Genomic DNA, 25241 nt, shown 5'->3' with positions numbered 1-25241 from the left:
TAGAAGACTTGTTCTTTATAGACAATAAGCTTAACCATTGTGTTGTTAGCATTCGGGGAGCTAACAAACAGAATATACTGTTGCATAATAACATTACTAATAATTGAATATTATTCATTTCCATAAATACCATCCTATTTTTATTACTTTTCTACCTTCTTAATTATGCCCCACATTTTTCAAAAAAGACACTAGATTAACCTTTAAATTTCTTGTTAGATAGATAATTTTTTCTGACGTTACAAAATATTAAGTCTCTATACCTCTTGAATTCAATAAAACTTTACGTTTTTTTCTAGCAATTTCTTGCAGATCAATAATACGATCAGTTTCATCTACGATTTCTCCTGTTAATACTTCTAAAACATCTTCTAATGTTACCACTCCTGCAACTCCACCATATTCATCTAAAACTACCATTAAATGTTCACGATTATCTTGAAAAGTCTTGAGTAATTTATCTGCTTTAATAGTTTCAGGAACATAATGAACTTGACGAAGTAACTGATCAATTTGCTGATTTCCTTGACCTCTAATAATAGCTGCTAGCAATTCATCTTTCAGACAATATCCAATCACTTGATCGATAGATTCTTCAATCACTAAAATACGAGTATGCTCAGAAGCAATTATTTCATCTTGAGACTCAATTAAAGTAGAATTACCGTCTAAAAAAGTAACAATAACTCTAGGAGTCATTAACTCTGTTGCTGTTAAATCATTAAGTTGAAAAACCCGTTGTATCATCTCTGCTTCATCATCTTCTATCACTCCTTCTTTATAACCGATGGTTGTTAAAAAACGGATTTCTGCTTCATTGGTAGTTGGCAACTTGTTTCGTTGAGTAAAAGGGGAAGTTATTTGTTCCATTAACCAAACAAGAGGAGTGAAAATAACCGTTAAAAACTGGACAGGAATAGCAACAATTAAAGCAATGGGTTCAGAATAGCGTTCCCCAACGGTTTTAGGAACAATTTCACCACAGACAATAATCAAGAAAGTTAAAACACTAGAAAATAAACCTAACCAAGCATCTCCTAAAACTTCAGCTGCTAAACTACCAATCACAATACTACCCACAATATTAAATATGTTATTGAGAATAACAATAGTCGCAATTGGACGATTCATTTTACTCCGAATTGATTGTAAAACAATTGCTGCAGGTTTTTTCGAGAGAGCTAATTGCTTGACTCGAACCCGTGATACTGAAAATAAGGCAGTTTCTGCACAAGCACAAACTGCCGATCCAGCTAATACTATCAAAATTACAAATATAATGTTTAACATAAAATTTTATTTATTATAATTTTCTAGAATTTTATCTCTAATAATTAGAGCAGTAGCAGGGGCTAATAAAACCCCATTACGATAATGACCAGTTGCTAATAAAACACAAGGATAGTTAGGAACTTCCTTTATAATAGGGGCAGGTTCTCCATCAGGACGGGGACGTTTACCAGACCACGTATTGATAATTTCTCCTTTTTCTAAATCAGGACAAAAAGAAAAAGCGTGTCTTTTAACGGTTTCCAATAAGTCTAGTTGTGGTAAAACTTCTCCCATTTCATTAGGAAATTCTACTGTAGCACCGATCCAATATTCCTGACTATTAATAGGGACAATATGAACATCTTCTCCTGTAATTACAGGTTGAAAAGTAACATCTCCTAAAGAAGAGTTTAACTTAATTTGTAATGCTTGTCCGAGAACTGGCTTAATATTAACCATTGGTTGTAATTCGTTGATCAAAGAAGTAGAACCCAAGCCAGCACACATAATTAACCAATCAGTTTCTAAGGTTTGGTATGGTGTTTTAATATTGTAAAATTGACCATCATTTGAGCTATTTAGACGCTTTGATATAATATTTTGAACTTTGATGCCAAACTGACAATTAACACCGTTTTTAGAAGCAGCTAAAATAAGAGATTCAGTTAAAATAGTAGGATTAATTTGCCGATCTTGAGGGGAATAAATAGCCCCAACCACACGATCATTTTGTACCTGGGGACAGCGTCTTAATAACTCATTTTGATCCCAAATTTCTAGAGAATATCCATGTTCATTACGAAAGTATTGTAATTTTTCCCATCTGTCTAAGGGATCATCTGCAAAACGTAACATTAAAATCCCTTGAGAATTAATAGGAATTTTCTTGCCCGTTACCTCTTCTAACTCAGGAATTAAGGTTGTATAACGCTTTAAACTAAGCTGACGAAGTTTCCAACCCCGTCCTTTCCTTTTGTGGCTAATAATAGCCATTAAAACCCCTAACGCTGCTCCTGTTGAACCCGAAGCCGGTTGTTTTGCATCAATTAGGGTAATGTCTAAATCTTTAATTAAACTTAATTCATAAGCGATTGCTGCTCCAATTACGCCGGCTCCAATAATAGTAATACGAGTCATATTCTAATCAGAATTTTCCATAATTATAGGGGCATAATTATAATTATGCCCCTACAGATGTTATAACTAAAATGAGTTAGCTTTTGGGAACTAAATCTAAGAAACTTTGTAAATCATTAACTGCTTCGCGATAATGCCGTTGTACAGCCACTGAGTTACGTTCTTTTGCAGCAGCATCTAATCGTTCTAAGTCGCTGAATAAAGCCTGAGATAAACTTTTAGCTTGCTTTTGGTCTTTCGGTAACAAAGAACGGGTTAAACTACTCATTTCTTGACGAAGACCACCCAAAGGCCCATGAATATAGGTACGGGTATCAATCCAATTTTCATCGGCAATAAACCCTTTAAGGACATCGAAGTTTTCTTTAGCTTCCTCGATGGGTTCAACGAGAACCTGTAATTGTTCAATTTTTTCAGGGGCGTAGGTGGTAGGAATAGAGGCTTTTTGACCACCACAACTAACACAGAAGATGGCCACAGCCACCAATAATAGAGACAGAATAGAGCGAATACGTGGCATAATTCTAAGTTTTGCTAATGATATTAAGTAAACTCCTCAGTCGATTTTCTCAAGAATTGAGTAAATTGGTCAATGTTTTTATCAGTGAGCAATTACTGTTAAACTACCTGACGACGTAAAAAAGTAATAATTTCTTCGCTAACTTCTTTAGGCCAATGTTCTTGGGGATAATGTTTTGCTTCTTCTAACTTCACCATCTCAATATTAGAAGTATTGGCCGCTAATTTTTCGGGAATATCAGCCGATAACCAGGGGTCGGCCATTCCCCAGAGGATGAGAGTGGGAACTTGCCAACTAAAAAACTTGGTTTCTAGGTTTTTGAGAGTTTGAGATAGTTTCAGATTTTTAGTGGTTGTGAGTAACGCCCGTCCTACTGCTGAACTTTTAAGATAAGGTTGTCGAAAAATATCCAAATCTTTATCCTCAATGACAAAACCACTACCCTTTTCTAAAGTGCGGTCAACTAATAAGGGATCTTGGGTTACCATATCTCCCATAAATGGAATTGACCATTGCTGCATTAACCAAGGTAGCTTAACGTCAGGGGATAACGGGGTGTTGAGGATAATTAAGCGTTCAATGGTATCAGCATGGTTGAAAGCGTATTGTAGGGCTACAGAAGCCAAAAATCCTTGCACCACTAAAGACACTTTTTCTAGTTCTAACGCTTTGAGAAACTCACCGAAAGCCTTTTCGTAAGCAGCAGAGGTATAAGGAAAGTCCTGTTTATCTGGTTTTGCCGAAAAGCCTGAACCTAGCCAGTCAGGGGCGATCGCCCGAAACCCTTGATCTTCTAAGTTATTCATCACTCTGCGCCAGATATAACTATGACTAGGCAAACCATGCACTAAAATGACTGGGGGTTTATTATTGCTGTTGGTGGGGGTCACTTCCCGATAAAACCATTCCAGCGAACCGACGGTTATTATTTGTTCTGTGATCATATATGTTAGTCAAACTCAAGTTTGATTATTTGTCTTTTCTGTTTAAACTTTATACATTAGAGTAGAACCTGTGCGACCCGTTTAGTCCAAAACAAGGCTAAAAGCCTTGGTGGGACTAGCTTGGAACTGATTTATCAGAACCTTGACAACTGAATATCCGTATAGGTGAGAATGCCTATTGAGTAGTTAAACTACAAAAATAGGTGGCAAATATTAACAAAACCTTAAAATCTCAAGCCCTATTCCCTCGGTGTTGGGGGTAAAAGCATAACCCTTGTGGTAGCGAATGGTCTTCAATCCACAAAGCAGGGTTAAACGGGGTATTGACTGATAGTCTAATTTGGTCAACCTCTAGCAAGAGTCTATGGATAGAGCGTTAAGCTCAAAGCACCGCAACTACCGTTACTCTTAAGTAGCCAAATAGGCTGAAAGGCTACAACCAAAAACAGGTTAAAGCGCAAAAGATTATCCTTTTATTAAAAAGAAAGGGATACAACACTAATCGCACTCGGTAGACAGGTAAAAGTCAAATCACCGTAACTCTAAAGTAGCAAAATAGACTAAAAGGCTACAGACAAAATGTCAACGGAGTAAAAAATAGTTATCTAATAGGTTCATAGATAACACAACACTTATATACTCCCGGTGAATAGACGCATCCTAAAGGCTCATATCAACGGATATTCGGAACGGGGAAACCCCTCTATAACTCTCAGAAATGGTCGAAAATCTCTGAGTAGTCAACCAAGACGCAATCATCTCCAATTACGGAGGTTATAGGGGGAGTAGGATTCAGTAAAAAAGCAAATGCCTTAACTCGAAAAGACGAGGATAGCTTTACCGAAACAAAGGTAAAGAAGGGTAATGCCAAGGATAAGCTGACATACTGACTGTTTATAGGAAGATAGCTGAGTAAGTAGAGGCAAATATGTCTAAGACTGATTTGAAACCAAATACAGTGGAATGGAACCAGATTAATTGGCGTAAAGTCGAAAAAGCTGTGTTCAAGCTTCAGAAGCGAATCTATCAAGCCAGTGTCAATGGCAATATTAAAAAGGTTAGGAAACTACAGAAAACACTCCTTAACTCCTACTACGCCAAATTGTTAGCGGTCAGAAAAGTAACCCAGGAAAATAAGGGTAAAAAGACAGCCGGAGTTGATGGGGTCAAGTCTCTGACACCTAAACAACGGTTAGATGTAGCCCAAAACCTAAAGTTAGGAAACAAAGCCAAACCTGTTCGCAGAGTATGGATACCTAAAACTAACGGTAAAAAAAGACCCTTGGGAATACCAGTCATGCAAGATAGAGCCAAACAAGCCCTAGTCAAATCAGCTTTAGAACCAGAATGGGAAGCAAGGTTTGAAGAAAACTCTTATGGCTTCAGACCTGGAAGAAGCTGTCAGGACGCAATCGGAGCAATTTTTAACCAAATCCGATACAAGGCTAAATACGTCCTAGATGCTGACATAAGTAAATGCTTTGACCGCATAAATCACCTAAAACTCCTTGAAAAAATAAATACATTTCCGACATTAAGGAGACAAATAAAAGCATGGCTAAAAGCAGGGATTCTCGACCAAGGAAAAACCATATTTCCAGAAGAAGGAACCCCTCAAGGTGGCATTGCGTCACCATTATTAGCCAACATAGCTCTTCATGGAATGGAAGAAAGGATTAAAAATTATGCTGCTAACTGGAAAGGAAACAAAAGAGCAAACATAAGCTCTATAGCCTTAATCAGATATGCAGATGATTTCGTTATAATCCACGAAAACCTGAACGTGATTGAATCCTGTCAGGAAATAATCCAAAACTGGTTAGAACCTATAGGATTAGAATTAAACCAAGAAAAAACCAAAACAATTCATACCTTGTATGAACATCAAGGTAACAAACCTGGGTTCAATTTCTTAGGATTTAATATCAGACAATTCCAAGTAGGTAAAAACCAATCTGGAAAAACCCCTCAAGGAAGAAAAATCGGATTCAAAACAATCATCAAACCGAGTAAAGAAAAAGTAACAAAACACTACAAAAAACTAGCGGAAATAATAGATAAACACAAAGCAACTCCTCAATGGATGTTAATATCAAGACTAACACCAATCATAAGAGGATGGTCGAACTATTATAGAAGTGTATGTAGTAAAGAAACTTTTTCAAAACTTGACCATTTATTGTGGTTAAAACTCTATAGATGGGCGTTAAGAAGACATCCTAATAAGTCAAAGACTTGGGTGATAAAAAAATATTGGCAGTCTAAAGAGATGGACAACTGGACTTTCGGATGTACATATAAGAACATAAAACGTTACTTACCCAAACACAACCAAACAAAAATAGTTAGATATAACAAAGTAAAGGGAAAAATCAGCCTTTACGACGGAAACACTAACTATTGGGCTAGTAAAATGGGAAAACATCCTGAATTAAAAAGTTCAATTGCAAAATTACTCAAAAAGCAAAAAGGTAAGTGTAATTATTGTGGATTAACCTTCATGCCGGGAGATAGAATCGAAACCGACCATATCATACCTCGCAAAATGGGGGGAGATAATTTAAAAGACAACCTCCAAGCATTACATATTCATTGCCATGACATAAAATCTAAGAAGGATATAAAGGATATCACGTCCTACAAAAGTCAGAAAAAATGGAGTAAAATTCATAAAGAATTCAACATTCACTTTTCTAATAGCAAATGGGAATGGAGAAATGACTTACCTTCAGCGATTAATGGTACTCATAACAAGAGCCTATCTACAGAGGAGCCGGATGAAGCGAAAGTTTCACGTCCGGTTTTGAAGACGAGTCGGGCTGGTAACAGCCTGGCTTAGTTTAACATACTATGGACAATAGCCAAAGGTTAACAACCGTTAACCTATACTTATACCGTTAGTTACCTTAATTTGATTAAGGACACCCATTTAACCACTAACTTAGTTGATAAACTACAGGAGATAAAATAGCTTATGCAAGAGCTTGCTTTACGCTCAGAGCTTGATTTTAACAGCGAAACTTATAAAGATGCTTACAGTCGCATCAATGCTATTGTCATTGAAGGGGAACAAGAAGCCCATCAAAATTACATTGATATGGCTCAACTTCTCCCAGAAGATGAGGCCGAGTTAATTCGTCTCTCTAAGATGGAGAATCGCCATAAAAAGGGCTTTCAAGCTTGTGGAAAGAACTTGGACGTTACCCCGGATATGGACTACGCTCAACAATTTTTCTCGCAACTTCATAACAACTTCCAAACAGCTAAAGCTGAAGGAAAAATTGTTACTTGCTTATTAATTCAATCTTTGATCATCGAAGCCTTTGCGATCGCCGCCTATAATATTTATATTCCCGTGGCTGATCCCTTTGCTCGTAAAATCACTGAAGGGGTGGTAAAGGACGAATACACTCACCTCAATTTTGGGGAAATCTGGTTAAAAGAGCATTTTGAAGCCTCTAAAGCAGAATTAGAAGAAGCAAATAAGAAAAATTTACCCATTGTTTGGCAAATGCTCAACCAAGTTGAAAAAGATGCCGAAGTGTTAGGAATGGAAAAAGAAGCTTTAGTGGAAGATTTCATGATTAGTTACGGAGAAGCTTTAAGTAATATTGGTTTCTCTACCCGTGAAATCATGAAAATGTCTTCTCATGGGTTAAGTGCTGCTTAAAATAGCTGACAATAACTATTACAAGACTTTTAAGGGCTTAATATCATTAAGCCCTTTTATTTTCAAATGACTTGTTTTTTTTACATTCATTTATGGCTACCTACTTATAACTGAGCAATTTTGCCTCCTTCAACTTTCATAATTTGAGAGGAGTTTAACCATTGTGCGTCAAAAGAGTGTAAATAGGTTGTGGTAATTAGGGTTTGGAACCGTCCTTGAATCACTTCTAATAATTTATTTTGTCGGTTGGGATCGAGTTCGGCTAAAACGTCATCTAATAAAAGTAAGGGGGGTTCCCCTATAACATCTTCTATCAATTGCAATTCTGCTAATTTGATGGCTAAAACTAAGGTTCTTTGTTGTCCTTGGGAACCGTAGGACTTGGCAGGGGTCTGATTAATGTTAAATTCTACGTCATCTCGATGGGGTCCAACTACCGTGGTGGCAAGTTGTTGCTCGGCCATACGACGCTGTTCTATTTTATCTAAAAAGGCTTGTTGGACTTGTTGGGGTTGTTCATTTTCAATTTTTATATTCGGTAGATAGTTAATTTCTAAACGTTCTGTTCCACTACTAATTTCTTGATGCCATTTTTGAGCGAGTGGGGTAATTCTTTCTATAACACGATATCGCCGTCGAGTCACTCTAGTTCCTGCTTCAGCTAATTGTTGATCCCATACTTTTAATTGTGATATTTCTGCTGATAAATTAGATGGATTTTCCTGTTCTTCTATGGTTTTACGAATGACTTTTAATAAGGCATTACGTTGTCGTAAAATTTTATAATATTGATGAATAATACTGGCATAAACCGGTTCTAATTGGATTAAAAGGGTATCTAACCAACTGCGACGGGTGTCTGGTGATCCCCTTACTAAGTCTAAGTCTAAACAGGAGAATTCTACAGCATTAATATGACCTAAAAATTCTAAATGACGACGTAAGTTTTCATGATTTAACGTTAAACTCCGTCTGCCTTGATAACGCAGGGTAATTCCCAGTTCTGACTCTCCATACTTCCGTTCTACTGTGCCTAAAATTTGCCCTGTTCTTTCCCCTTCTAAAATTAAATCGCGATCGCGGTTAGTACGATGACTTTTTAGGGTTGCTAGTAATTCCACTGCTTCGAGTAAATTAGACTTTCCTTGAGCATTATTTCCTAATAAAATCGTTTTTTGTGATTGTAAATTAAGACTCTGTTCTTCATAATTACGAAAAGTATATAAATGGATATTTTTTAAATACATTTTTTCAACTCTTAACTTGCATTTATCTGACTATTTATTTCCAATTTATTAAAGTTTTAATCGGTAAAGATAACAATAAAAGGACAGGAATAATCTCTAAACGTCCAATCCACATTAGACAAATTAACGTCAGTTTACCCAACCAGGGAAGATCGGGGTGAGTAATACCCGTTGATAGTCCTACTCCACTGGTTGCTGAAGCAACTTCAAAAATGACATCAATTAAATCGTAGGTTGGTAATTTAAGATATTGCAAAATAAAAATACCACCAACAACGACACTTAACCATAAAAAAGCTAAAACTGCAGCAGCTTCTACACGACGATTAGCCTCAGATTCTTTTACAATCTTCCCATCAAGCTCGTAACACATCATTTCGTGGGGTCGTAGTGCGATGCGCCGAAAACGCCAAATAACCGCTTTTACAACCGTTACAAAACGACTTAATTTAATTCCCCCTGCTGTCGAACCGGCTGCCCCACCAATCAACATAATTAAAGTCATCAGCAATTTTGCACCTCCATCCCAGGATTTAACAGAAATTGTGCCAAAACCACAGGTACTCAAGGCAGAAGTCCATTGAAATAGAATATCGATCCAAGGAATATGTCTAAAAGCTAAACGATTAAAACCCCAAAGTAATAACGTTCCTCCTAATAACAAAATCCAGAGGGCTTGATGTTGATTATCTGACCAAAAAGCAAAAAGTTTACGACGACGCAAAAACTGATAGTGAACAGAAAAGCTAATTGCACCTAAAATCATGACAATAATAACTGCCAATTTCACCGCAACGCCATAATTAGCGATACTGTTTTCGGTAACGCTAAACCCACCTGTCGCAATTCCTGTCATGCCATGATTGAGGGCTTCCCACCAACTCATCCCAACCATCCGAAAGAGAAAAATACTGCCAATGGTATAAATTAGATAAATCCACCAAATCCGTTTAACGGTTTGCGTGAGGGTTAAACCAATTCTTTGACTTCTGCCTTCAGCATTGTAAAGTTTATAAGGTTCGGTAGCGGGTTCAAGTAAGGATATGACTAAAACAATGACCCCGACACCTCCTACCCACTCCATTAGCGATCGCCACCATTGCATCGTATGGGGTAATTCATTATAGTTTAATGCCATCGATAAGCCTGTACTGGTAAAACCAGAAAACGCTTCAAACATACAATTCCAAGGGTTTTGAAACATTAAAATGGTTGTTGAGAAATCAGGAGAAAGGTCCGAGGCATTTGCTGTCATTAATAAAGGAATTGCACAAAACAGAGGTAACAAAAACCAGCCTAAGGCAGCCGTTATCATGGCATGGGGAATGCGACTACTGGTTTTGATTTTGATGTTGGTAAAACGATAGAGTAATTGACCAATGGTTAGTGAGGCAGCAGTACAGGTGAGTAAAGGAGTCAAAGCATACATTTCTCTTGATAATAAACAGACAGGGATAGAAATTAAGGCCATAATTCCAGGGACATGAAGAAATAAGCCAATATCTCGCAAGATGGTTTTCATAAAATTGCTACGTTTGACTTTATTTATCTACATCCAGAAAACCAAAAAGCTTTCGAGCAATTAGCTTTTCAGGATTGCTTAATACCTGTACTCCCAATTTTTCAAACATGGCGCGATGTTCTTTATCGTGTAACATCGTAATTAAATTTTCAATTTCATACTGTTTGCCTAGCATCATCGCCATCAAGTTAACCGAATCATCATCAGTTGTCGCAATAATCGTATCGGCGTGCTTAACACCTGCTTCTTCTAGAATTTTTCCTTTAGAAATATCAGCATGAAATACCTGCACATCAAATTCTCGCATGATGTCTCTCGCATATTCTTCTTGCTTTTCGATCACTGAAACTCGGTGTCCTTGTTCTTGGGCGATCGCAATTAGCTGTTTGGTTACAGCCCCTGCTCCGACAATAATTACATACATTTGATAACTAAACGCGAAGGTCGTATGATGCTTTATTTATGCGTAATAATTTTACTATTTTTTGAGTTTTAACTCTCTCTATCTATTTACTGATACTGGCTGTATTTCAACTTTCTTTGTCAATAGTTTTTAAGTTTTTTAACTTTTATTTGACAAGGTAAAAGGTATGAGTTAACGCAACTTCCAATTAAAGGGAAGAAGAGAATAAACACCTCTAGGATCATTAAAGTTTTGAATGACTTTTAACTCTTCTTGAAATTTGAGAAATTCTTGAGTTAAGGGATCAACTGTATTTCGAGTAAATTGCGTATCTTCGTCTAATGTTCTTTTGAGAAATAATTCTGCAAATCCTTGGGAAGTCGGATATTCTTGAACTTGCCAATCTTTTCCTAATTCTGTTTGTTTAGCTGCGTATTCTATCGCTGCATTTAAACCACCAAAACTATCGACTAAACCTATTTTTTTTGCCATCTCCCCTGACCAAACTCTACCTTGAGCAATACTCGCTACTTTTTCTTTAGATAAGTTACGAGATTGAGCAACTTTTTCTAAGAATAAGTCATAAATTCGATTAACCGATTTTTGATAAATGGCTAATTCTTGCTCAGTTTTCGGTCGTGTTGCGGTTCCTAAATCTGCAAATTTTGCGGTTTTAACAGTATCCCAAGTAATTCCATTATTGTTAGCAATTTCTTGAATATTTAAGAGAACACCAAACACACCAATTGATCCAGTAATGGTATTGGGTTGAGCAAAAATATGTTCCCCACCTGTTGCTATCCAATAGCCTCCAGATGCTGCTACATTACCCATAGAAATAATAACGGGTTTTGTCTCTTGAATTAACTGAATTTCTCGTAAAATAATATCTGATCCAGTGGCACTTCCTCCAGGACTATTAATGCGAATAACCACTGCTTTTACTTGTTCATCGTCTCCAATTTTACGCAATAATTTAGCAAAACGAGTTCCCCCGACTTGTTCTCTATTTCCTATTCCATCGACAATAGCACCCTCTAGATAAACAACAGCAATTTTGTTACTAGAACTATTATCAGTTACTCCTGTGACGGGTATATCTATATAATTATTAAATGAAACTTGACTTAATGATTCTTCTTTATTTTTTGTTATTTCTTTTAAAAGTGAAATCGCTTGATCTCGATAATCGACTTGATCAATTAACTTTAATTTCTGCGCTTCTTGAGGAGTAAGAATTCCTTGATTGTCAGCAATTTGTTGAAGATTATTTGCTTCTATTTTACGAACTTCTCCTACTTTTTGCAAAAAATTATTCCAAATATTGCCAAGCAAAACTTCTAATTGTTGACGATTTTCTTCACTCAGTTGGGTTCTTATAAAAGGTTCAACGGCTGCTTTATATTCCCCTACTCTTACCACTTGAACACCGATGCCATATCTATCTAATGCTCCTGTCCAAAATAAGGGTTCTGTACTGATTCCATTGAGTTCGACTACACCCATAGGATTGACGATTAAAGTATCAGCTAATGAAGTTAAATAATATTCTTGTTCGCTTACAGTAATATCATAAGCAATAATTTTTTTACCGCTTTCTTTAAATTTTATTAGTGCTTGTCGAATTTCTGCAAAACTAGCATAACCACTGCCACTATTTGCGTTACTTCCATCTAGGAAAATAGCTTTAATACGATCATCTTTGCTGGCTTTTTCAATATTTTTAATCACTTGACTTAATGTCAAAACGGATTGATCCTTATCGGATAAGATATCACGGATATTAACGAAGGGTTCTTTATCTTGAATTTGTGTAGAAAGATCCAAAACTAAAACTGATTTATCTTTAATGGCCGGTTCAGTTTCCACACTAGCTAACGTAATTAATAATATTACGATACTACTAACACCTACTGTAGTAAATAAAAATAATCCTGCTAACGTTCCAATAATACTAGCTAGGGTTTGTTTAATAAAATTCATCATTGAAGCAATCAAAAAGTAATTATTTCTTTGTAACTTTATGTTCTCAAAGACTACGGCAATACTAACTATTATAGAACACTTTGAAACAAGAGTGTTAAATTTCTTAAGCTAGTGAATTATTAAGCAAAAATACTAAACACTCTAAAAATCTTAACTATTGTCTAGATATTATTACTATAATTTTACTTTCTTAAGTTTTTTAGGTTAAAAATTATCCGAAAACTTTGCAAAATCACATTTACATTTAACTTTTTTATTTGAAAATTCTACAAATTTAAGAAATTTATTATTATTATTTTCTTATTTTCCGTTTTCTTCTCTATAAAGGGAACTTTAACCTAACCCTAATTTTTTTTTAGTCATTCTCTTAAGATTTCTTAATATTTCAAGGGTAAAGTCTTGATTAGATGACATCAGTTTGCAGTAGCAACTTAGCTTATCAATCGAATTCATTGGGTTGATAGGGATGTAATCGCTAATTAGTGATAATTATTAGCAATCTAATCATCATGGCTAACAATAACAGTGTAATTTTCATTCATCCTGATGGAACCAGTCCATCTCACTTTGCTGCTGGACGCTTTGCCTCAGTCGGGCCAGATGGTCGCCTGAATTGGGATAATATGACCAATGCAGGGGTTTACCTAGGACACATGGACGACACCCTTGTGGGAACTTCTAACGCAGGTGCAGTAACCCATGCTTTTGGTATTAAAGCCTTCTCTGGTAGCTACGGTTTAGACGAAAATGGCAATCCTTACACTTCCCTTTCTGGTCAAGAAGGCATAACCATTATGGAAGAAGCGATCGCTGCAGACAAAGCAACCGCCGTGATCAACTCTGGATTTATTGCTGAACCCGGTACCGGGGTTTTCCTAGCAGATGCCGAAAATCGAGGTAATGTAGAAGAAATCACCCTAGAAATCGTTGAATCGGGTGTTGATGTCATCATGGGAGGTGGAGAAATTCACTACCTACCCGTAGGCGTGACCGGACGTTTTGGAGAAGAAGGGATTCGTGAAGATGGACGCAATCTAATCGAAGAAGCGCAAGAAGACGGTTACACCGTGGTTTACACCCTCGAAGACTTAGCCAATTTACCCACGAATACCGAGAAAGTTCTGGGGATTTTCGCAGCGGAAGATACTTATAACGACACCACAGAAGCTAATTTAGTCGAGCAAGGTTTTGTTGACGAAGACGGTAACTTAATTCTTTATGGTCAACCTGGCAACGAAAACCCTCCCACCATTTCCCAAATGCTGGAGGCGACTTTAGGATTAGATATCTTCCAAAATCCTGAGAATGGGATGTTTGTGGTGTTAGAAGAAGAAGCCACCGACAACTTTGGTAATAATAACAACGGAGTGGGAACCATCGAGGCTGTTTTACGAGCCGATGCAGCTATCGGTATTGCTCAAGACTATATCGATAATGTTAACCCTAATACTCTGTTAATTACGGCAGCCGATAGTGACGGGGGTGGTTTAGAAGTGGATGATCGTTCTGGGGAAACTGTTGGCACAACCAGAGTACAACCTCCTTTCGATCCCGATCCCAACGTTCCCTACGATGGTACGACCGGTAACGATACCGCTCCTTTTATCACTGGCGCACCCGATACCAATGGGGATACGTTTGAATTTGGGGTGTTATGGTCAGGAAATCCCGACGTAGCAGGAAGTATTGTTTCTAAAACCTACGGTTTAAACGCTGAAAAGTTGCCAGCAACCGTGGACAACACAGGTATTTATCGCTTAATGTACGAAACCCTTTTTGATGTAGCCTTAGACGCACCACAAGGGATTCCTGATAACATTCCCGAACCCCCCGAACCCACCAAAGAAACAGGAAACGTCATCTTTATTCATCCCGACGGCACCAGTCCTTCCTATTACGCTGCTGCACGGTTTGCCTCAGTGGGGCCCGATGGTCGTCTTAATTGGGATAATATGACCGATGCCGGAGTTTATCTCGGTCACATGGATGATCAACTCGTTTCTACCTCTAATGGGGGTGCTGTGGTTCATGCTTATGGTATTAAACCCTATGCAGGAAGTTATGGGTTAGATGCAGAAGGAAACCCTTACACCTCCTTATCTGGGTTAGAAGGAACTACCATTATGCAAGAAGCGATCGCAGAAGGTAAACCCACTGCTGTGATTAACTCTGGTTTTATTGCTGAACCTGGTACTGGTGTCTTCCTTTCAGCAGCAGAAAACCGTAGCAACGTTCAAGAAATTACCTTAGAAATCGTTGAATCTGGGGTTGATGTGATTATGGGGGGTGGAGAAATTCATTACCTACCCGAAGGAGTAATCGGACGCTTTGGAGAAGAAGGGATTCGTGAAGATGGCCGCAACCTGGTTGAAGAAGCTCAAGAAGACGGTTACACTGTTGTTTACACCCTCGAAGACTTACTCAATTTACCCACAAATACCGAGAAAGTCCTGGGGATTTTTGCAGCCGAAGATACTTATAACGACACCACAGAAGCTAATTTAGTCGAGCAAGGTTTTGTTGACGAAGATGGCAACTTAATTCTCTATGGTCAACCCGGTAACGAAAATCCTCCCACCGTTGCCCAAATGCTACAGACGACTTTGAGCTTAGATAAATTTGTCAACGCCGAAGACGGTTTTATGGTGGTTCTCGAAGAAGAAGGATCAGATAATTTCCCTAATAATAATAACGGTGCCGGAACCGTAGAAGCTACGTTACGGGCTGATGCTGCCATTGGAGTAGCTCAGGATTTTGTTAATAATGTCAATCCCAACACCTTAATCTTGACGGCTGCTGATAGTGATGCTGGTGGTTTAGAAGTGGATGACGTATCTGGGGAAACTGTAGGTAGCGTCAGTGTTCAAGGGCCTTATGAAAATGAAGTTCCTCTGGATGGTACGACTGGTAACGACACGGCTCCCTTTGTCACTGGTCAACCGGATGCCAATGGGGACATTTTTGAATTTGGTATCGCTTATGCTAGTACCACCGATGTCGCAGGTAGTATTGTTTCTAAAGCATACGGTTTAAATTCTGATTTGTTGACCGCTACAGTGGACAACACAGATATGTACCGTATTATGTATGAAACGCTCTTTGGTGTTGCTCCTGAAGAGGTAGAAAGAATTGAACCTGTTACTTTTGGTTCTGCTGAAGACGACTCATTTGATACCGTCATTGCAGGGAATGACTTTGTGGGTGAAGCCAATCAACTTCTCTTTGCTGGTAGTGGCAATGACTATGTTGATGTGTCTCAGACTCCTGACGAATTTAATCGCATTGACTTAGGTAGTGGTGATGATCTCTTCTTTGCTGGAAGTGGCGATCGCGTTTTAGCAGGTTCTGGCGATGATATCCTCTTCTTTGGCTCTGGGGGTGATAACGTAGTAACCGGGGGTTCCGGAAGCGATCAATTCTGGCTCCTCACTGACTCAGAAGATTTACCAGCAATGGCCAATACTATCACTGATTTTGCCATCGATGAGGATGTCATGGGCTTTGGTGCCACTGATCTTGATTTCGATCAGTTAACTTTAACTCAAGACGGTAACAGTACGGTAATCAATGCGTTAGGACAAGATTTAGCTATCTTGTTAAATACTCAAGCAAGTGAGTTAAGTGCATCTGATTTCGTATTTGCTTAATATCTTTTTGACCAACCTCTAAAGGGTATTTTGAGAGCAGAGTTATTGGGAAGAATTGAGTAAAATTTTCCTATTCTGCTCTCTATTATACTAGATCCGCTTTAGATAGTATAGTATTAACTTTCGGAGCAGGGAGCAGGGAGTGGGGAGAAAAAACGTTACTCTACTAAAATAAGCGGATTTGGTATTATAAGTTATAAGTAAATTAGAATAAAAAAATTTTAAATTTAAAATCTCCCGTGTCTATAGAAAAAATTATTGATTTTTCTTGATAAAATTCAAGCAATAATTTACCAAAATATTTATTTTTTCATGATTTTTTTATAAGACATTTTTGTAAAAGTTTTAAACTATATTTTTGTAATCCATTATCAAATAAAACTGCCAAAATTCCTTCTTTTTCATATACATTTATTGTGTAAAACTGTTAAATACTTCCTGATTTTACCAGTAGATTAAGCTTTGTATTTACTTCTTTTCGTTGCATATCAAGAATAGTTATGTGTGTTTTCATAGCTACTTTTTTATTTAAACACTACAAAATATTAAATTTTCACAATATCTCTTTATTTACACTATGAATTGTACTATTTTTATGGATATTTTATTGCAATATTTTTCCATATAAGCTCAAAAGCTGATAAAATTTTTGTATGAAACACTCATTATTTTTTAAAATATTATCTAACTCTGAGCTTAAGTTAATTACTATAATGACAAAAATTAATATTTATGCCTAGTCTTTCGATTATTATTCCTACTCTCAACGAAGAAGAGTGCTTGGGACGAACCTTATCATATCTAAATTTCTTAGAACCCCCTCCAGAAGAAATTATTATTGTTGATGGTGGCAGTCAAGACAACACATTGAGCATTGCCAATAATCATCACGTAACTCTAATGACTACTTCTACAAAGGGACGAGCTATTCAAATGAATCAGGGTGCAAAATTGGCTAGAGGAGATTACCTTTGCTTTGTTCATGCTGATACCTTAGTTCCATCTAATTTAGTTACCATTATTGAAAAGACCTTAAATAATCGGCAAATAGCTTGCGGTGGCTTTATTTCTTTAATGAGAGGAGCGAATAGCACCCGATGGGGAACTTCTTTACACAATTATCTCAAAACTTATTATGCACCTTTGTTGTTTCGTCCCCATCTCTTTTTTGTCAAAGGTTTACGCTTGTTATTTGGCGATCAAGTTATGTTTTGTCGTCAGCGTGATTTCTGGAACTGTGGCGGTTTTGATACTAATCTCCCCATCATGGAAGACGCTGATTTATGTTTGAAGTTAGTTCCTTATGGACGTATCTGCTTACTCAACCGTGTCGTAGAATGTTCTGATCGTCGTGTAGCTAAGTTAGGATCATTTAAAGCTAATATCATTTATCTGTGGATAGGGATTCTTTGGGGTTTAGGAGTTAGTGCAGATTATCTCAAACAATTTTATGCTGATATTCGTTAATTTATCAATTTTTTTTGATTAATTTCTTATGAGACTTTGTTACGCTTTCAAATGGAATTTATTAAACTCACTGATTCAACTTCGCTGTCCTTATGTTAATCATATTTCTACAGAAGAATTAGCCATCTGGCTTGAAGATAAAAATAGACCAGATCCCTTACTTTTAGATGCTCGAAGTCCCCTAGAATATACTATTAGCCATCTTCAAGGAGCTTATTTAATTCCTCATGATCTACCTAAAATAGAGCCTTTGATTCACTGTTCTAATGCTTCTCCAATTATCACCTATTGTTCTGTGGGCTACCGTTCAGCGATTCTAGCTCAACGACTACAAAAAATGGGCTATGAAAAAGTATTTAATCTCAAAGGTTCTATCTTTCTTTGGTTTAGTGAGCATCGTCCTGTTTTCTGTGGTGAAAAAATTGTCTCGTTTATTCACCCATTAAATCTATTTTGGTCTTTTTGGCTATAAAAAAACATAATTAACTATGTTTAAATTCTCTGCGATCGTCTTCAACTTTGATTATTTCAGGGGAGAAATTTGAACTCCTAACACCCCACTCAAGTTCCTTGTGAACCCTCACAAAAAAAATTCAAGTTTCAATAATCTGAAAATATCGCTAGATTATATTATAAGTAGTTAAATTATATTTATAAGAATCGTGCGAGATTTTCAATCCATTCAACAAACAACCTACGACCTCATCGTGATTGGTGGCGGAGTCAATGGAGCAGGAGTCGCACGGGATGCGGCTTTACGAGGTTTAAAAACTATTCTCATTGAAAAAGGCGACTTTGCCGGAGGTACCTCAAGCTGGTCTACCCGTCTCATTCATGGTGGTTTACGGTATTTAGAATACTTTGAAGTTCCCTTAGTTAGAGAATCTTTGCGAGAACGGGAAATTCTTTTACACACCGCTCCCCATTTGGTTAGACCCTTGTTATTAACCATCCCTATCTACAAAAATCGTTCTCGTCCCTATTGGAAAATTTGGGCAGGAATGTTTCTCTACGATATTCTAAGCGCAGATAAGACTGTTCCTTCCCATAGAATGCTCTCTGAAGCAAAATTTAAACAACTATTTCCCTCTATGGACCCCGATGGTTTAGTGGGTGGGGCCCAATATTATGATGGTCAAGTGACCTATGCAGAACGACTGTGTTTAGAAAATATCATTGCTGCCGACGAAGCCGGAGCAACGGTGCTAAACTACGTCAAAGCAACTCAATTACACCGCGAAGGGGATAAAATCACCCATCTCACTTGTAAAGATGTTCTCACAGGGGAAGAATTTACGGTTAAGGGTAAAGATAAATGTATGGTGATTAATACCTCTGGCCCTTGGGTTGATAATGTTTGTGAGTTAGGGGTTAAAGATGGTAACAACGCACCCATCGGTAAAACCAAAAAAATTGGTGGAACTAAAGGTAGTCATATTGTGGTTGAACCCTTTGCCGGCGCGCCTGACACCAGTTTATATGTAGAAGCTAAATCCGATGGCCGTCCTTTCTTTATTGTGCCTTGGTTGGGAATGTATTTGATCGGAACAACGGATTATCGTTTTGATGGAACCCCTGATCAATTAAAAGCTGATAACGATGAAATTGACTATTTACTGCAAGAAACCAATAATATTATTCCCAATGCTCGCTTATCTCGTGACGACGTAAAATTTACCTATTCGGGAGTTCGTCCCTTACCCAACGCAGAAGGGAAAAAAGCAGGGAGTATTACCCGTCGTCATATTCTCTTTGACCACAGCAAAGAAGGGGTTAAAAATCTTATCTCTCTCATTGGCGGAAAGTTAACCACCTATCGTCAAGTAGGAGAAGAAATGGTGGATAAAGTCTACAAAAAATTAGGCAAGTCTGCTCCTCCTTGTCCTACAGAAGATCAACTCTTACCCGGTGCTATCTTGCCTAATGATTCCCTGATTCAACAAACCGTATTGAACTACGAGGATAAAGTACCTCGTCAGTCTATTAGTCATCTCTTTAAGGTGTATGGAGCAAGAGCGGTCAATGTTTTGGGGTTAGTGGACTCAGAACCCAAGTTAGGGGAATTAATTACCCCTGAGTTACCCGATATTAAAGCACAGGTCGTTTATGCGGTGCGCCATGAATATGCTCATACATTAGTCGATATTGCCCGTCGTCGGACTGCAATCGCTATGGAAGCTCATTATGGGTTAGAAGTGTTATCAACCCTTATTGACACCCTAAAAACCTATTGTGGTTGGGATGACTATAAATGTGCAACCGCTAAAGAGAATTATCTCAGTTATATGAAACATAACTGTATCCCTGACTTTGATGAAGTGAATAGCGAAGTCGAACCCAGAAACTGGGATAAAGAAGAAGTTCCTCTTTTTTAAACCTATTTTGCAAGGTTAACTTACTATAGCAATACCCATGAAAGTTAGAACATTTTCAATTTTCAAAATGCAATGAAAGCCTACTGTTCGTTGTTTCTAAGCATCGTAGTGCTACATAATAAAGGTTAGTGAGCTAACTTGATTTAAGTAATCCTCGCGTCAAGACTGCGAGGATTCTTTTATAATTATTGATGAGAGAAATGTCTTTTTTATCTGATTATCATTTGAAACCAGGAAAAATTCATGATAAAGCTAAATTATTGAAATTTATGCAACTCACCTACGAAGAGTTGTTTCCCGAGAAGTCTGATTTTAGTCATCTCAGCACTACGATAGAACAATATTTATCCTCAAAAACCCCCTTGTGGTGGATTAACTATCAACCCGAAAACTCGACAATATCGGAGGAAGTCGGTTGTCTGTGGATGGGAACTGGAGTCGATCAAGTGAATGGCGATCGCTACGGACACATCTTTTTAATCTACGTTAAACCGAATCATCGTCGTCAAGGGTTAGCGACAACCTTAATTGAACAAGGACAACAATGGGTGCAGGAGCAAGGCTATCATCAAATTGGACTACAGGTATTTGAACGAAACCAAGCTGCCAGGAAACTTTATAATAAATTAGGATTTTCTCCTCAATCTTATTTAATGCTTAAATCTTGGAATATCAACGAATAAAGACATTTTTTAACCATTACCTAATCTTACCATTATTAATTAACTCGCTGATTTATCCTAAAATTCGTTATGATGCTTTAACAAGTCGCCTACTGTGAGAAGTGAGACGGAAATGAATAAACATCATACTTTAAAATCAAAACCCTTTTTAAGAAAAACCCTGCTCAAACAAGGCATCAGTTTGGTGAGCGGACTTGGTATTTTAACGGGTGGTATGGGATTCAATGGTGCGATCGCATCCACAGAAACCCTAGTGATTCCTGAAAATCCTACCCCCACTGTTAAACCTGAACCCGCTTCCCCATCGCCAATAGAAGTGCCGAAAGCATCTCCCTATGTTCCTCCAACTGCTTCTAGTAGTCCAAAACCTGTACAAAGAAGCACCTCTAATAAACCCAATCAACCCAAAGTTTCCCCCAAACCCTCAGTTTCCCAGGCTCGTGAAACCTCTAAACCAAAAGTTAAATTATCAGCCCCTAAAATCTTAGATCCCCAAACCTCTAAAAACGAACCGCCTAAAACTTTAAAAGAAGCTTTAACTCAACACCAAAACATCCAGTTATCCCCTTCTGTCACCACTGCAGGAGGTCAAAATAGTTATATTGATACTAAAAGCTACGGTAATTCTAGCCCTACCATTACCCGACCCAATAAAGTAGTCTTAACGGAACGGTCTACGGGTTGTCAAACCGTTGCCCAAAATGGTCAATTGTCTGGGGGAAATTGTGGTGCAGTTGCCACTCAACCCTCTAAACCCAAAGTTCAAGCACCTCGGCAGTTAGCGTCCCGTCGTGTCACTTTAGCGTCTCGTCAAACCCAAGCAACAACTCAGGTAGCTCAAACAGTTAGTTCTCCTCAAAAAGTCGAGCCTCTGCGCTTAAAACGCCGTCCCATTAGCTCTGAACAGGTGGTTAATTTACAACCGATACAACGCCAGGGGTTATCCATTGCTTTAGAACCCTTGCCTCGTTATAACCGTGCTGCTTCTATGTATGGGTCTAATACACCTCAAGCACGTAAAACCGATTTAATCTTTCCCTTACCAGTAGTCGCCACCATGACCTCTGCTTTTGGTTGGCGGACTCACCCCATTTCTGGAACCCAACGGATGCACAATGGGACTGATTTTGGCGCACCGTTAGGAACTCCCGTGTTAGCGGCCTATGGTGGAGAAGTTTCCCATGCTGACTGGTCTGGTGGTTATGGGTTAATGGTGGTATTACGTCACCTCGAAGGAACCCAAGAATCTCGTTATGCTCACCTTTCTGATATCTATGTCCAACCTGGAGAATGGGTCGAACAGGGGACAGTTATTGGACGGCTTGGTAGTACCGGTTATTCTACAGGGCCACACCTCCATTTTGAGTGGCGACACCTAACAGAACAAGGATGGGTCGCTGTGGATGCTGGCCTTCATCTAGAATACGCTATGGATAATTTAATGCGTGCGATGCAGTACGCTCAAGAGAGTACAACCCCTGAAGGTTAAAAATAGGCAGGAGGCAAAAAGTCATTAATTATTCTGACTCCTGTCTCCTGACTTCTCCGAAGACTAAGCTGCTTCGTCTAAACTAGATTCTTCAATTTTCTCAAGATGGCGACTGGTTTTAGGAGGAATGGGCAGGTTATGTCCGCTATGAAAATCTTCTTGAACTTTGTAGGTTAACCGGGGAGAAATTTGACGGACAATTTGAGTTAATAAACGATCGCCTGTTTTTTGGATCATAGATAAAGGCAGCTTATGAATAAATTTAGGAAACTGCACTGCCACATCCATCGCTAAATGCCATTCTACTTTGGTAATCATCTCAGGTAACTGAGGGTTATCATGTTTTCTGAAAGCTTTTTCTAATCCTGAGTTAGCTAAATGACTAGGGATTTCTTTTATGCTCATAGAGGCTTGATAGTCGACCTCATAGCCTAAGTAGGGTTCATCAGGAATAGGAATACTGTGCATATCGTAAACTCCATTGACTGAAGGTTCTAGAACAACAGCCAATTTAGGTTCTACGTCGTAGCCAAAAGAGCCAAATCGTCCCACTGTTAAAATATAACCGTTATTGCCAATCGGTTCGGTTTTCATCGGTGCTGCACAACGACAAAACCATCTTTGATGAGCATTGAGGTAGTTGGCGACGGTGTCAGCATCACTATACATTTCCATATACCCTGCGAATTGGGTCTTAAAATGAACAGGAGTGACTTCTAAAGATTGAGTAGCCTGTTTATCTTCAAGATTACCCAAAGATACCTCAGAGACCTTATTGGGATGATTATTGAGCCATTGACATTGCATAACGATTTCTTAATCAGTTAGTTTACAGAGATTTTGGAGTAGCTATCGGGCCATCAGACTTCTAGACTGTTACGAAAGTTAGGAAACTTCATACAATAAAGAAATGTTACAGTATCCATTTTAGATGAAGTTCAAGGAGTGTGACGATGAAAGCATTGGTAGCTGGTGGAACCGGAGAGACAGGTCGTAGAATTGTCCAAGAATTGGTCAATCGTCAAATCCCTGTCAGAGCATTAGTTAGAGATCAAGACAAAGGAAAAAATATTTTACCCCCCGAAGTCGAGTTAGCCGTGGGTGATGTCCTTGACGTGGACAGTTTGACTAAAGCTATGACAGGATGCACTGTATTACTGTGTGCAACGGGTGCAACACCGAGTCTTGATCCTAGCGGCCCTTATCAGGTGGACTATCAAGGGACAAAAAATTTAGTCGATGTTGCTAAAAAGCAAGGAATAGAACAGTTTGTGTTAGTTTCTTCCCTTTGTGTCTCGAAATTTTTTCATCCCCTTAATCTTTTTTGGTTAGTTTTATATTGGAAAAAACAAGCAGAAACCTATTTAGAAAATAGTGGCTTGAAATACACGATTGTCCGTCCTGGTGGTCTTAAGAACGAGGATAACTCAAATCCAATTTTGGTGTCATCCGCAGATACTCTGTTTGAAGGAAGTATTCCTCGATCAAAAGTTGCTCAAGTTTGCGTAGATTCTCTGTTTAACAATGAATATCAGCAACGAATTCTAGAAATAATCACTCAACCCGATGCAGCTTAAATTGCTTGAAAAATAGTTATTCTCCTAAGTTCTTTAATTATTGATTACTGATCATGAAATATCGAAGATTTGGCCGCACCGAGTTAGAAATGCCTGTATTTTCCTGTGGAGGTATGCGTTATCAATACAAGTGGAAAGATGTTCCGAGTTGGCAAATTCCTCGAAATAATCAGCGTAATTTAGAAGCAACAATTAACCGTTCTTTAGAGGTAGGAATTAATCATATTGAAACCGCCAGAGGGTACGGAACATCAGAGATGCAACTAGGAAAAGTATTACCTAAGTTACCTAGGGAAAAATTAATTATTCAAACCAAAGTTTCTCCTAAAGAAGATCCTAAAGAGTTTCGGCAAAAATTTAATCAATCTTTGAAATTTTTACAATTAGACTATGTAGATTTAGTGGGATTACATGGTATTAATACTGAACAAATTTTAGACTATTGTGTTCGTCCTGGAGGCTGTTTAGAAGAGGCGAGAAAGTTACAAGAACAAGGGAAAGTTCGTTTTATTGGCTTTTCAACTCACGGACCTACGGATATTATCAAAAAAACCATAGAAACTGACGAATTTGATTACGTTAATCTTCATTGGTACTATATTAATCAAGTTAATTGGTCTGCCATCGAAGCTGCTAAAAAACATGATATGGGAGTGTTTATTATTAGTCCTTCTGATAAGGGTGGAAAACTATATGATCCCCCGAAAAAATTAGTGGAATTATGCAAACCGTTAAGCCCGATGGTATTTAATGATCTTTTTTGTTTATCCCACCCAGAAGTTCATACCCTTAGTTTAGGGGCTGCTCGTCCGACAGATTTTGATGAACATTTAAAGACTCTTTCGTTGTTAGATGATCCGCAACCCATATTAAAGCCTATTTTGGCTAAATTAGAAGAAGAATCTATCAAAGTGTTAGGGGAAGATTGGGTTAATACTTGGGATCAAGGGCTACCCGACTATGAAGAAATCCCAGGCAATATTAATATTAAAACGATTTTATGGTTGAGAAATTTAGCTTTAGCTTATGACATGACTGAATATGGAAAAATGCGCTATAATTTGTTAGGAAATGGGGGACATTGGTTTCCTGGAAAAAATGCAGAAAATGCCAAACAATTAGATTTATCTAGTTGTTTAAGTCGTAGTCCCCATCAAAAAAAAATCCCCGACTATTTAGCCGAAGCTCACGAGTTATTGGGAGGACAGTCTGTACAACGCTTATCTCAGAATTAAGCGGAGTATCCTGTTGTCAAGTTAAATAAAGACGTTATATTGATTAAAGTTCACAAGTCCTATTCAT

At 38.0% G+C, this 25241-nt stretch carries 19 protein-coding genes; 10 read left to right on the top strand and 9 right to left on the bottom strand.

Annotation, left to right across the window (positions count from 1 at the left end; all coding sequences use genetic code 11):
* Window positions 1-249: 249 nt before the first annotated feature.
* The 4 genes from CY0110_RS08145 to CY0110_RS08130 form a co-directional block, all read right to left on the bottom strand.
* Entirely contained in the window at window positions 250-1290 is a 1041-nt protein-coding gene (locus CY0110_RS08145) for a hemolysin family protein (protein WP_008274914.1), read from the bottom strand.
* A gap of 6 nt (window positions 1291-1296) precedes the next feature.
* A complete protein-coding gene (locus tag CY0110_RS08140) occupies window positions 1297-2409 on the bottom strand; it encodes an NAD(P)/FAD-dependent oxidoreductase (protein WP_008274913.1) in 1113 nt (370 codons plus the stop codon).
* A 76-nt stretch (window positions 2410-2485) separates the two neighbouring features.
* Complete coding sequence (gene psbQ / locus CY0110_RS08135; protein WP_008274912.1) at window positions 2486-2929, bottom strand: photosystem II protein PsbQ; 444 nt, start codon at window positions 2927-2929, stop codon at window positions 2486-2488.
* A 98-nt stretch (window positions 2930-3027) separates the two neighbouring features.
* Complete coding sequence (locus tag CY0110_RS08130; protein WP_008274911.1) at window positions 3028-3873, bottom strand: alpha/beta fold hydrolase; 846 nt, start codon at window positions 3871-3873, stop codon at window positions 3028-3030.
* Between the two features lie 928 nt (window positions 3874-4801).
* Here CY0110_RS08130 and ltrA point away from each other — a divergent pair.
* Window positions 4802-6712, top strand: a complete 1911-nt coding sequence (gene ltrA, locus CY0110_RS08125) for a group II intron reverse transcriptase/maturase (protein ID WP_008274910.1) — start codon at window positions 4802-4804, stop codon at window positions 6710-6712.
* Window positions 6713-6847: 135 nt separating this feature from the next.
* Window positions 6848-7543, top strand: coding sequence for an aldehyde oxygenase (deformylating) (locus CY0110_RS08120; RefSeq protein ID WP_008274909.1), 696 nt, complete (start codon window positions 6848-6850; stop codon window positions 7541-7543).
* Between the two features lie 104 nt (window positions 7544-7647).
* Here CY0110_RS08120 and recF read toward each other — a convergent pair whose 3' ends face one another.
* The 4 genes from recF to sppA form a co-directional block, all read right to left on the bottom strand.
* Window positions 7648-8790: a DNA replication/repair protein RecF gene (recF, locus tag CY0110_RS08115; RefSeq protein WP_008274908.1), complete on the bottom strand. Its 1143-nt coding sequence runs from the start codon at window positions 8788-8790 to the stop codon at window positions 7648-7650.
* A gap of 34 nt (window positions 8791-8824) precedes the next feature.
* Window positions 8825-10312: a TrkH family potassium uptake protein gene (locus CY0110_RS08110; RefSeq protein ID WP_008274907.1), complete on the bottom strand. Its 1488-nt coding sequence runs from the start codon at window positions 10310-10312 to the stop codon at window positions 8825-8827.
* A gap of 19 nt (window positions 10313-10331) precedes the next feature.
* Complete coding sequence (locus CY0110_RS08105; protein ID WP_008274906.1) at window positions 10332-10736, bottom strand: potassium channel family protein; 405 nt, start codon at window positions 10734-10736, stop codon at window positions 10332-10334.
* A 171-nt stretch (window positions 10737-10907) separates the two neighbouring features.
* Window positions 10908-12701, bottom strand: coding sequence for a signal peptide peptidase SppA (gene sppA, locus CY0110_RS08100; protein ID WP_008274905.1), 1794 nt, complete (start codon window positions 12699-12701; stop codon window positions 10908-10910).
* Window positions 12702-13210: 509 nt separating this feature from the next.
* Here sppA and CY0110_RS08095 point away from each other — a divergent pair.
* The 6 genes from CY0110_RS08095 (at window position 13211) to CY0110_RS08070 (ending at window position 22362) form a co-directional block, all read left to right on the top strand.
* A complete protein-coding gene (locus CY0110_RS08095) occupies window positions 13211-16348 on the top strand; it encodes an alkaline phosphatase (protein WP_008274904.1) in 3138 nt (1045 codons plus the stop codon).
* A 732-nt stretch (window positions 16349-17080) separates the two neighbouring features.
* Window positions 17081-17815 (top strand): TIGR04283 family arsenosugar biosynthesis glycosyltransferase, encoded by a 735-nt coding sequence (locus CY0110_RS08090; protein WP_008274903.1) that lies wholly within the window; start codon window positions 17081-17083, stop codon window positions 17813-17815.
* Between the two features lie 28 nt (window positions 17816-17843).
* On the top strand, window positions 17844-18287 hold the full coding sequence (locus CY0110_RS08085) for a rhodanese-like domain-containing protein (protein WP_008274902.1): 444 nt from the start codon (window positions 17844-17846) through the stop codon (window positions 18285-18287).
* A 190-nt stretch (window positions 18288-18477) separates the two neighbouring features.
* Window positions 18478-20190, top strand: a complete 1713-nt coding sequence (gene glpD, locus CY0110_RS08080; protein ID WP_008274901.1) for a glycerol-3-phosphate dehydrogenase — start codon at window positions 18478-18480, stop codon at window positions 20188-20190.
* A 200-nt stretch (window positions 20191-20390) separates the two neighbouring features.
* Entirely contained in the window at window positions 20391-20873 is a 483-nt protein-coding gene (locus CY0110_RS08075; RefSeq protein WP_008274900.1) for a GNAT family N-acetyltransferase, read from the top strand.
* 112 nt (window positions 20874-20985) lie between these two features.
* Complete coding sequence (locus CY0110_RS08070) at window positions 20986-22362, top strand: M23 family metallopeptidase (protein ID WP_008274899.1); 1377 nt, start codon at window positions 20986-20988, stop codon at window positions 22360-22362.
* A 63-nt stretch (window positions 22363-22425) separates the two neighbouring features.
* Here the strand turns inward: CY0110_RS08070 and CY0110_RS08065 are convergent, their stop codons facing one another.
* Window positions 22426-23169: a DUF1997 domain-containing protein gene (locus CY0110_RS08065; protein ID WP_008274898.1), complete on the bottom strand. Its 744-nt coding sequence runs from the start codon at window positions 23167-23169 to the stop codon at window positions 22426-22428.
* Between the two features lie 146 nt (window positions 23170-23315).
* On the opposite strand from CY0110_RS08065, the gene CY0110_RS08060 reads away from it, so the two are divergent.
* Together CY0110_RS08060 and CY0110_RS08055 are read left to right on the top strand one after the other, a co-directional pair.
* Complete coding sequence (locus CY0110_RS08060; protein WP_008274897.1) at window positions 23316-23939, top strand: SDR family oxidoreductase; 624 nt, start codon at window positions 23316-23318, stop codon at window positions 23937-23939.
* Window positions 23940-23992: 53 nt separating this feature from the next.
* The gene (locus CY0110_RS08055) at window positions 23993-25174 is read left to right on the top strand and encodes an aldo/keto reductase (RefSeq protein WP_008274896.1); all 1182 of its coding nucleotides are present in this window, start codon (window positions 23993-23995) and stop codon (window positions 25172-25174) included.
* Window positions 25175-25241 lie beyond the last annotated feature (67 nt).

It is taken from the genome of Crocosphaera chwakensis CCY0110 (assembly GCF_000169335.1).
Taxonomy (GTDB): Bacteria; Cyanobacteriota; Cyanobacteriia; order Cyanobacteriales; family Microcystaceae; genus Crocosphaera; species Crocosphaera chwakensis.
This window is presented reverse-complemented; position numbering and strand designations above follow the sequence as displayed.

Bases quoted from the DNA above. Each gene is read 5' to 3' on its own strand.
- CY0110_RS08145 (WP_008274914.1), bottom strand. From the start codon at position 1,290: ATGTTAAACATTATATTTGTAATTTTGATAGTATTAGCTGGATCGGCA.
- recF (WP_008274908.1), bottom strand. From the start codon at position 8,790: ATGTATTTAAAAAATATCCATTTATATACTTTTCGTAATTATGAAGAA.
- CY0110_RS08055 (WP_008274896.1), top strand. From the start codon at position 23,993: ATGAAATATCGAAGATTTGGCCGCACCGAGTTAGAAATGCCTGTATTT.
- CY0110_RS08075 (WP_008274900.1), top strand. From the start codon at position 20,391: ATGTCTTTTTTATCTGATTATCATTTGAAACCAGGAAAAATTCATGAT.
- sppA (WP_008274905.1), bottom strand. From the start codon at position 12,701: ATGATGAATTTTATTAAACAAACCCTAGCTAGTATTATTGGAACGTTA.
- CY0110_RS08065 (WP_008274898.1), bottom strand. From the start codon at position 23,169: ATGCAATGTCAATGGCTCAATAATCATCCCAATAAGGTCTCTGAGGTA.
- CY0110_RS08060 (WP_008274897.1), top strand. From the start codon at position 23,316: ATGAAAGCATTGGTAGCTGGTGGAACCGGAGAGACAGGTCGTAGAATT.
- ltrA (WP_008274910.1), top strand. From the start codon at position 4,802: ATGTCTAAGACTGATTTGAAACCAAATACAGTGGAATGGAACCAGATT.
- CY0110_RS08130 (WP_008274911.1), bottom strand. From the start codon at position 3,873: ATGATCACAGAACAAATAATAACCGTCGGTTCGCTGGAATGGTTTTAT.
- psbQ (WP_008274912.1), bottom strand. From the start codon at position 2,929: ATGCCACGTATTCGCTCTATTCTGTCTCTATTATTGGTGGCTGTGGCC.
- CY0110_RS08105 (WP_008274906.1), bottom strand. From the start codon at position 10,736: ATGTATGTAATTATTGTCGGAGCAGGGGCTGTAACCAAACAGCTAATT.
- CY0110_RS08085 (WP_008274902.1), top strand. From the start codon at position 17,844: ATGAGACTTTGTTACGCTTTCAAATGGAATTTATTAAACTCACTGATT.
- CY0110_RS08140 (WP_008274913.1), bottom strand. From the start codon at position 2,409: ATGACTCGTATTACTATTATTGGAGCCGGCGTAATTGGAGCAGCAATC.
- CY0110_RS08090 (WP_008274903.1), top strand. From the start codon at position 17,081: ATGCCTAGTCTTTCGATTATTATTCCTACTCTCAACGAAGAAGAGTGC.
- CY0110_RS08120 (WP_008274909.1), top strand. From the start codon at position 6,848: ATGCAAGAGCTTGCTTTACGCTCAGAGCTTGATTTTAACAGCGAAACT.
- CY0110_RS08095 (WP_008274904.1), top strand. From the start codon at position 13,211: ATGGCTAACAATAACAGTGTAATTTTCATTCATCCTGATGGAACCAGT.
- CY0110_RS08070 (WP_008274899.1), top strand. From the start codon at position 20,986: ATGAATAAACATCATACTTTAAAATCAAAACCCTTTTTAAGAAAAACC.
- CY0110_RS08110 (WP_008274907.1), bottom strand. From the start codon at position 10,312: ATGAAAACCATCTTGCGAGATATTGGCTTATTTCTTCATGTCCCTGGA.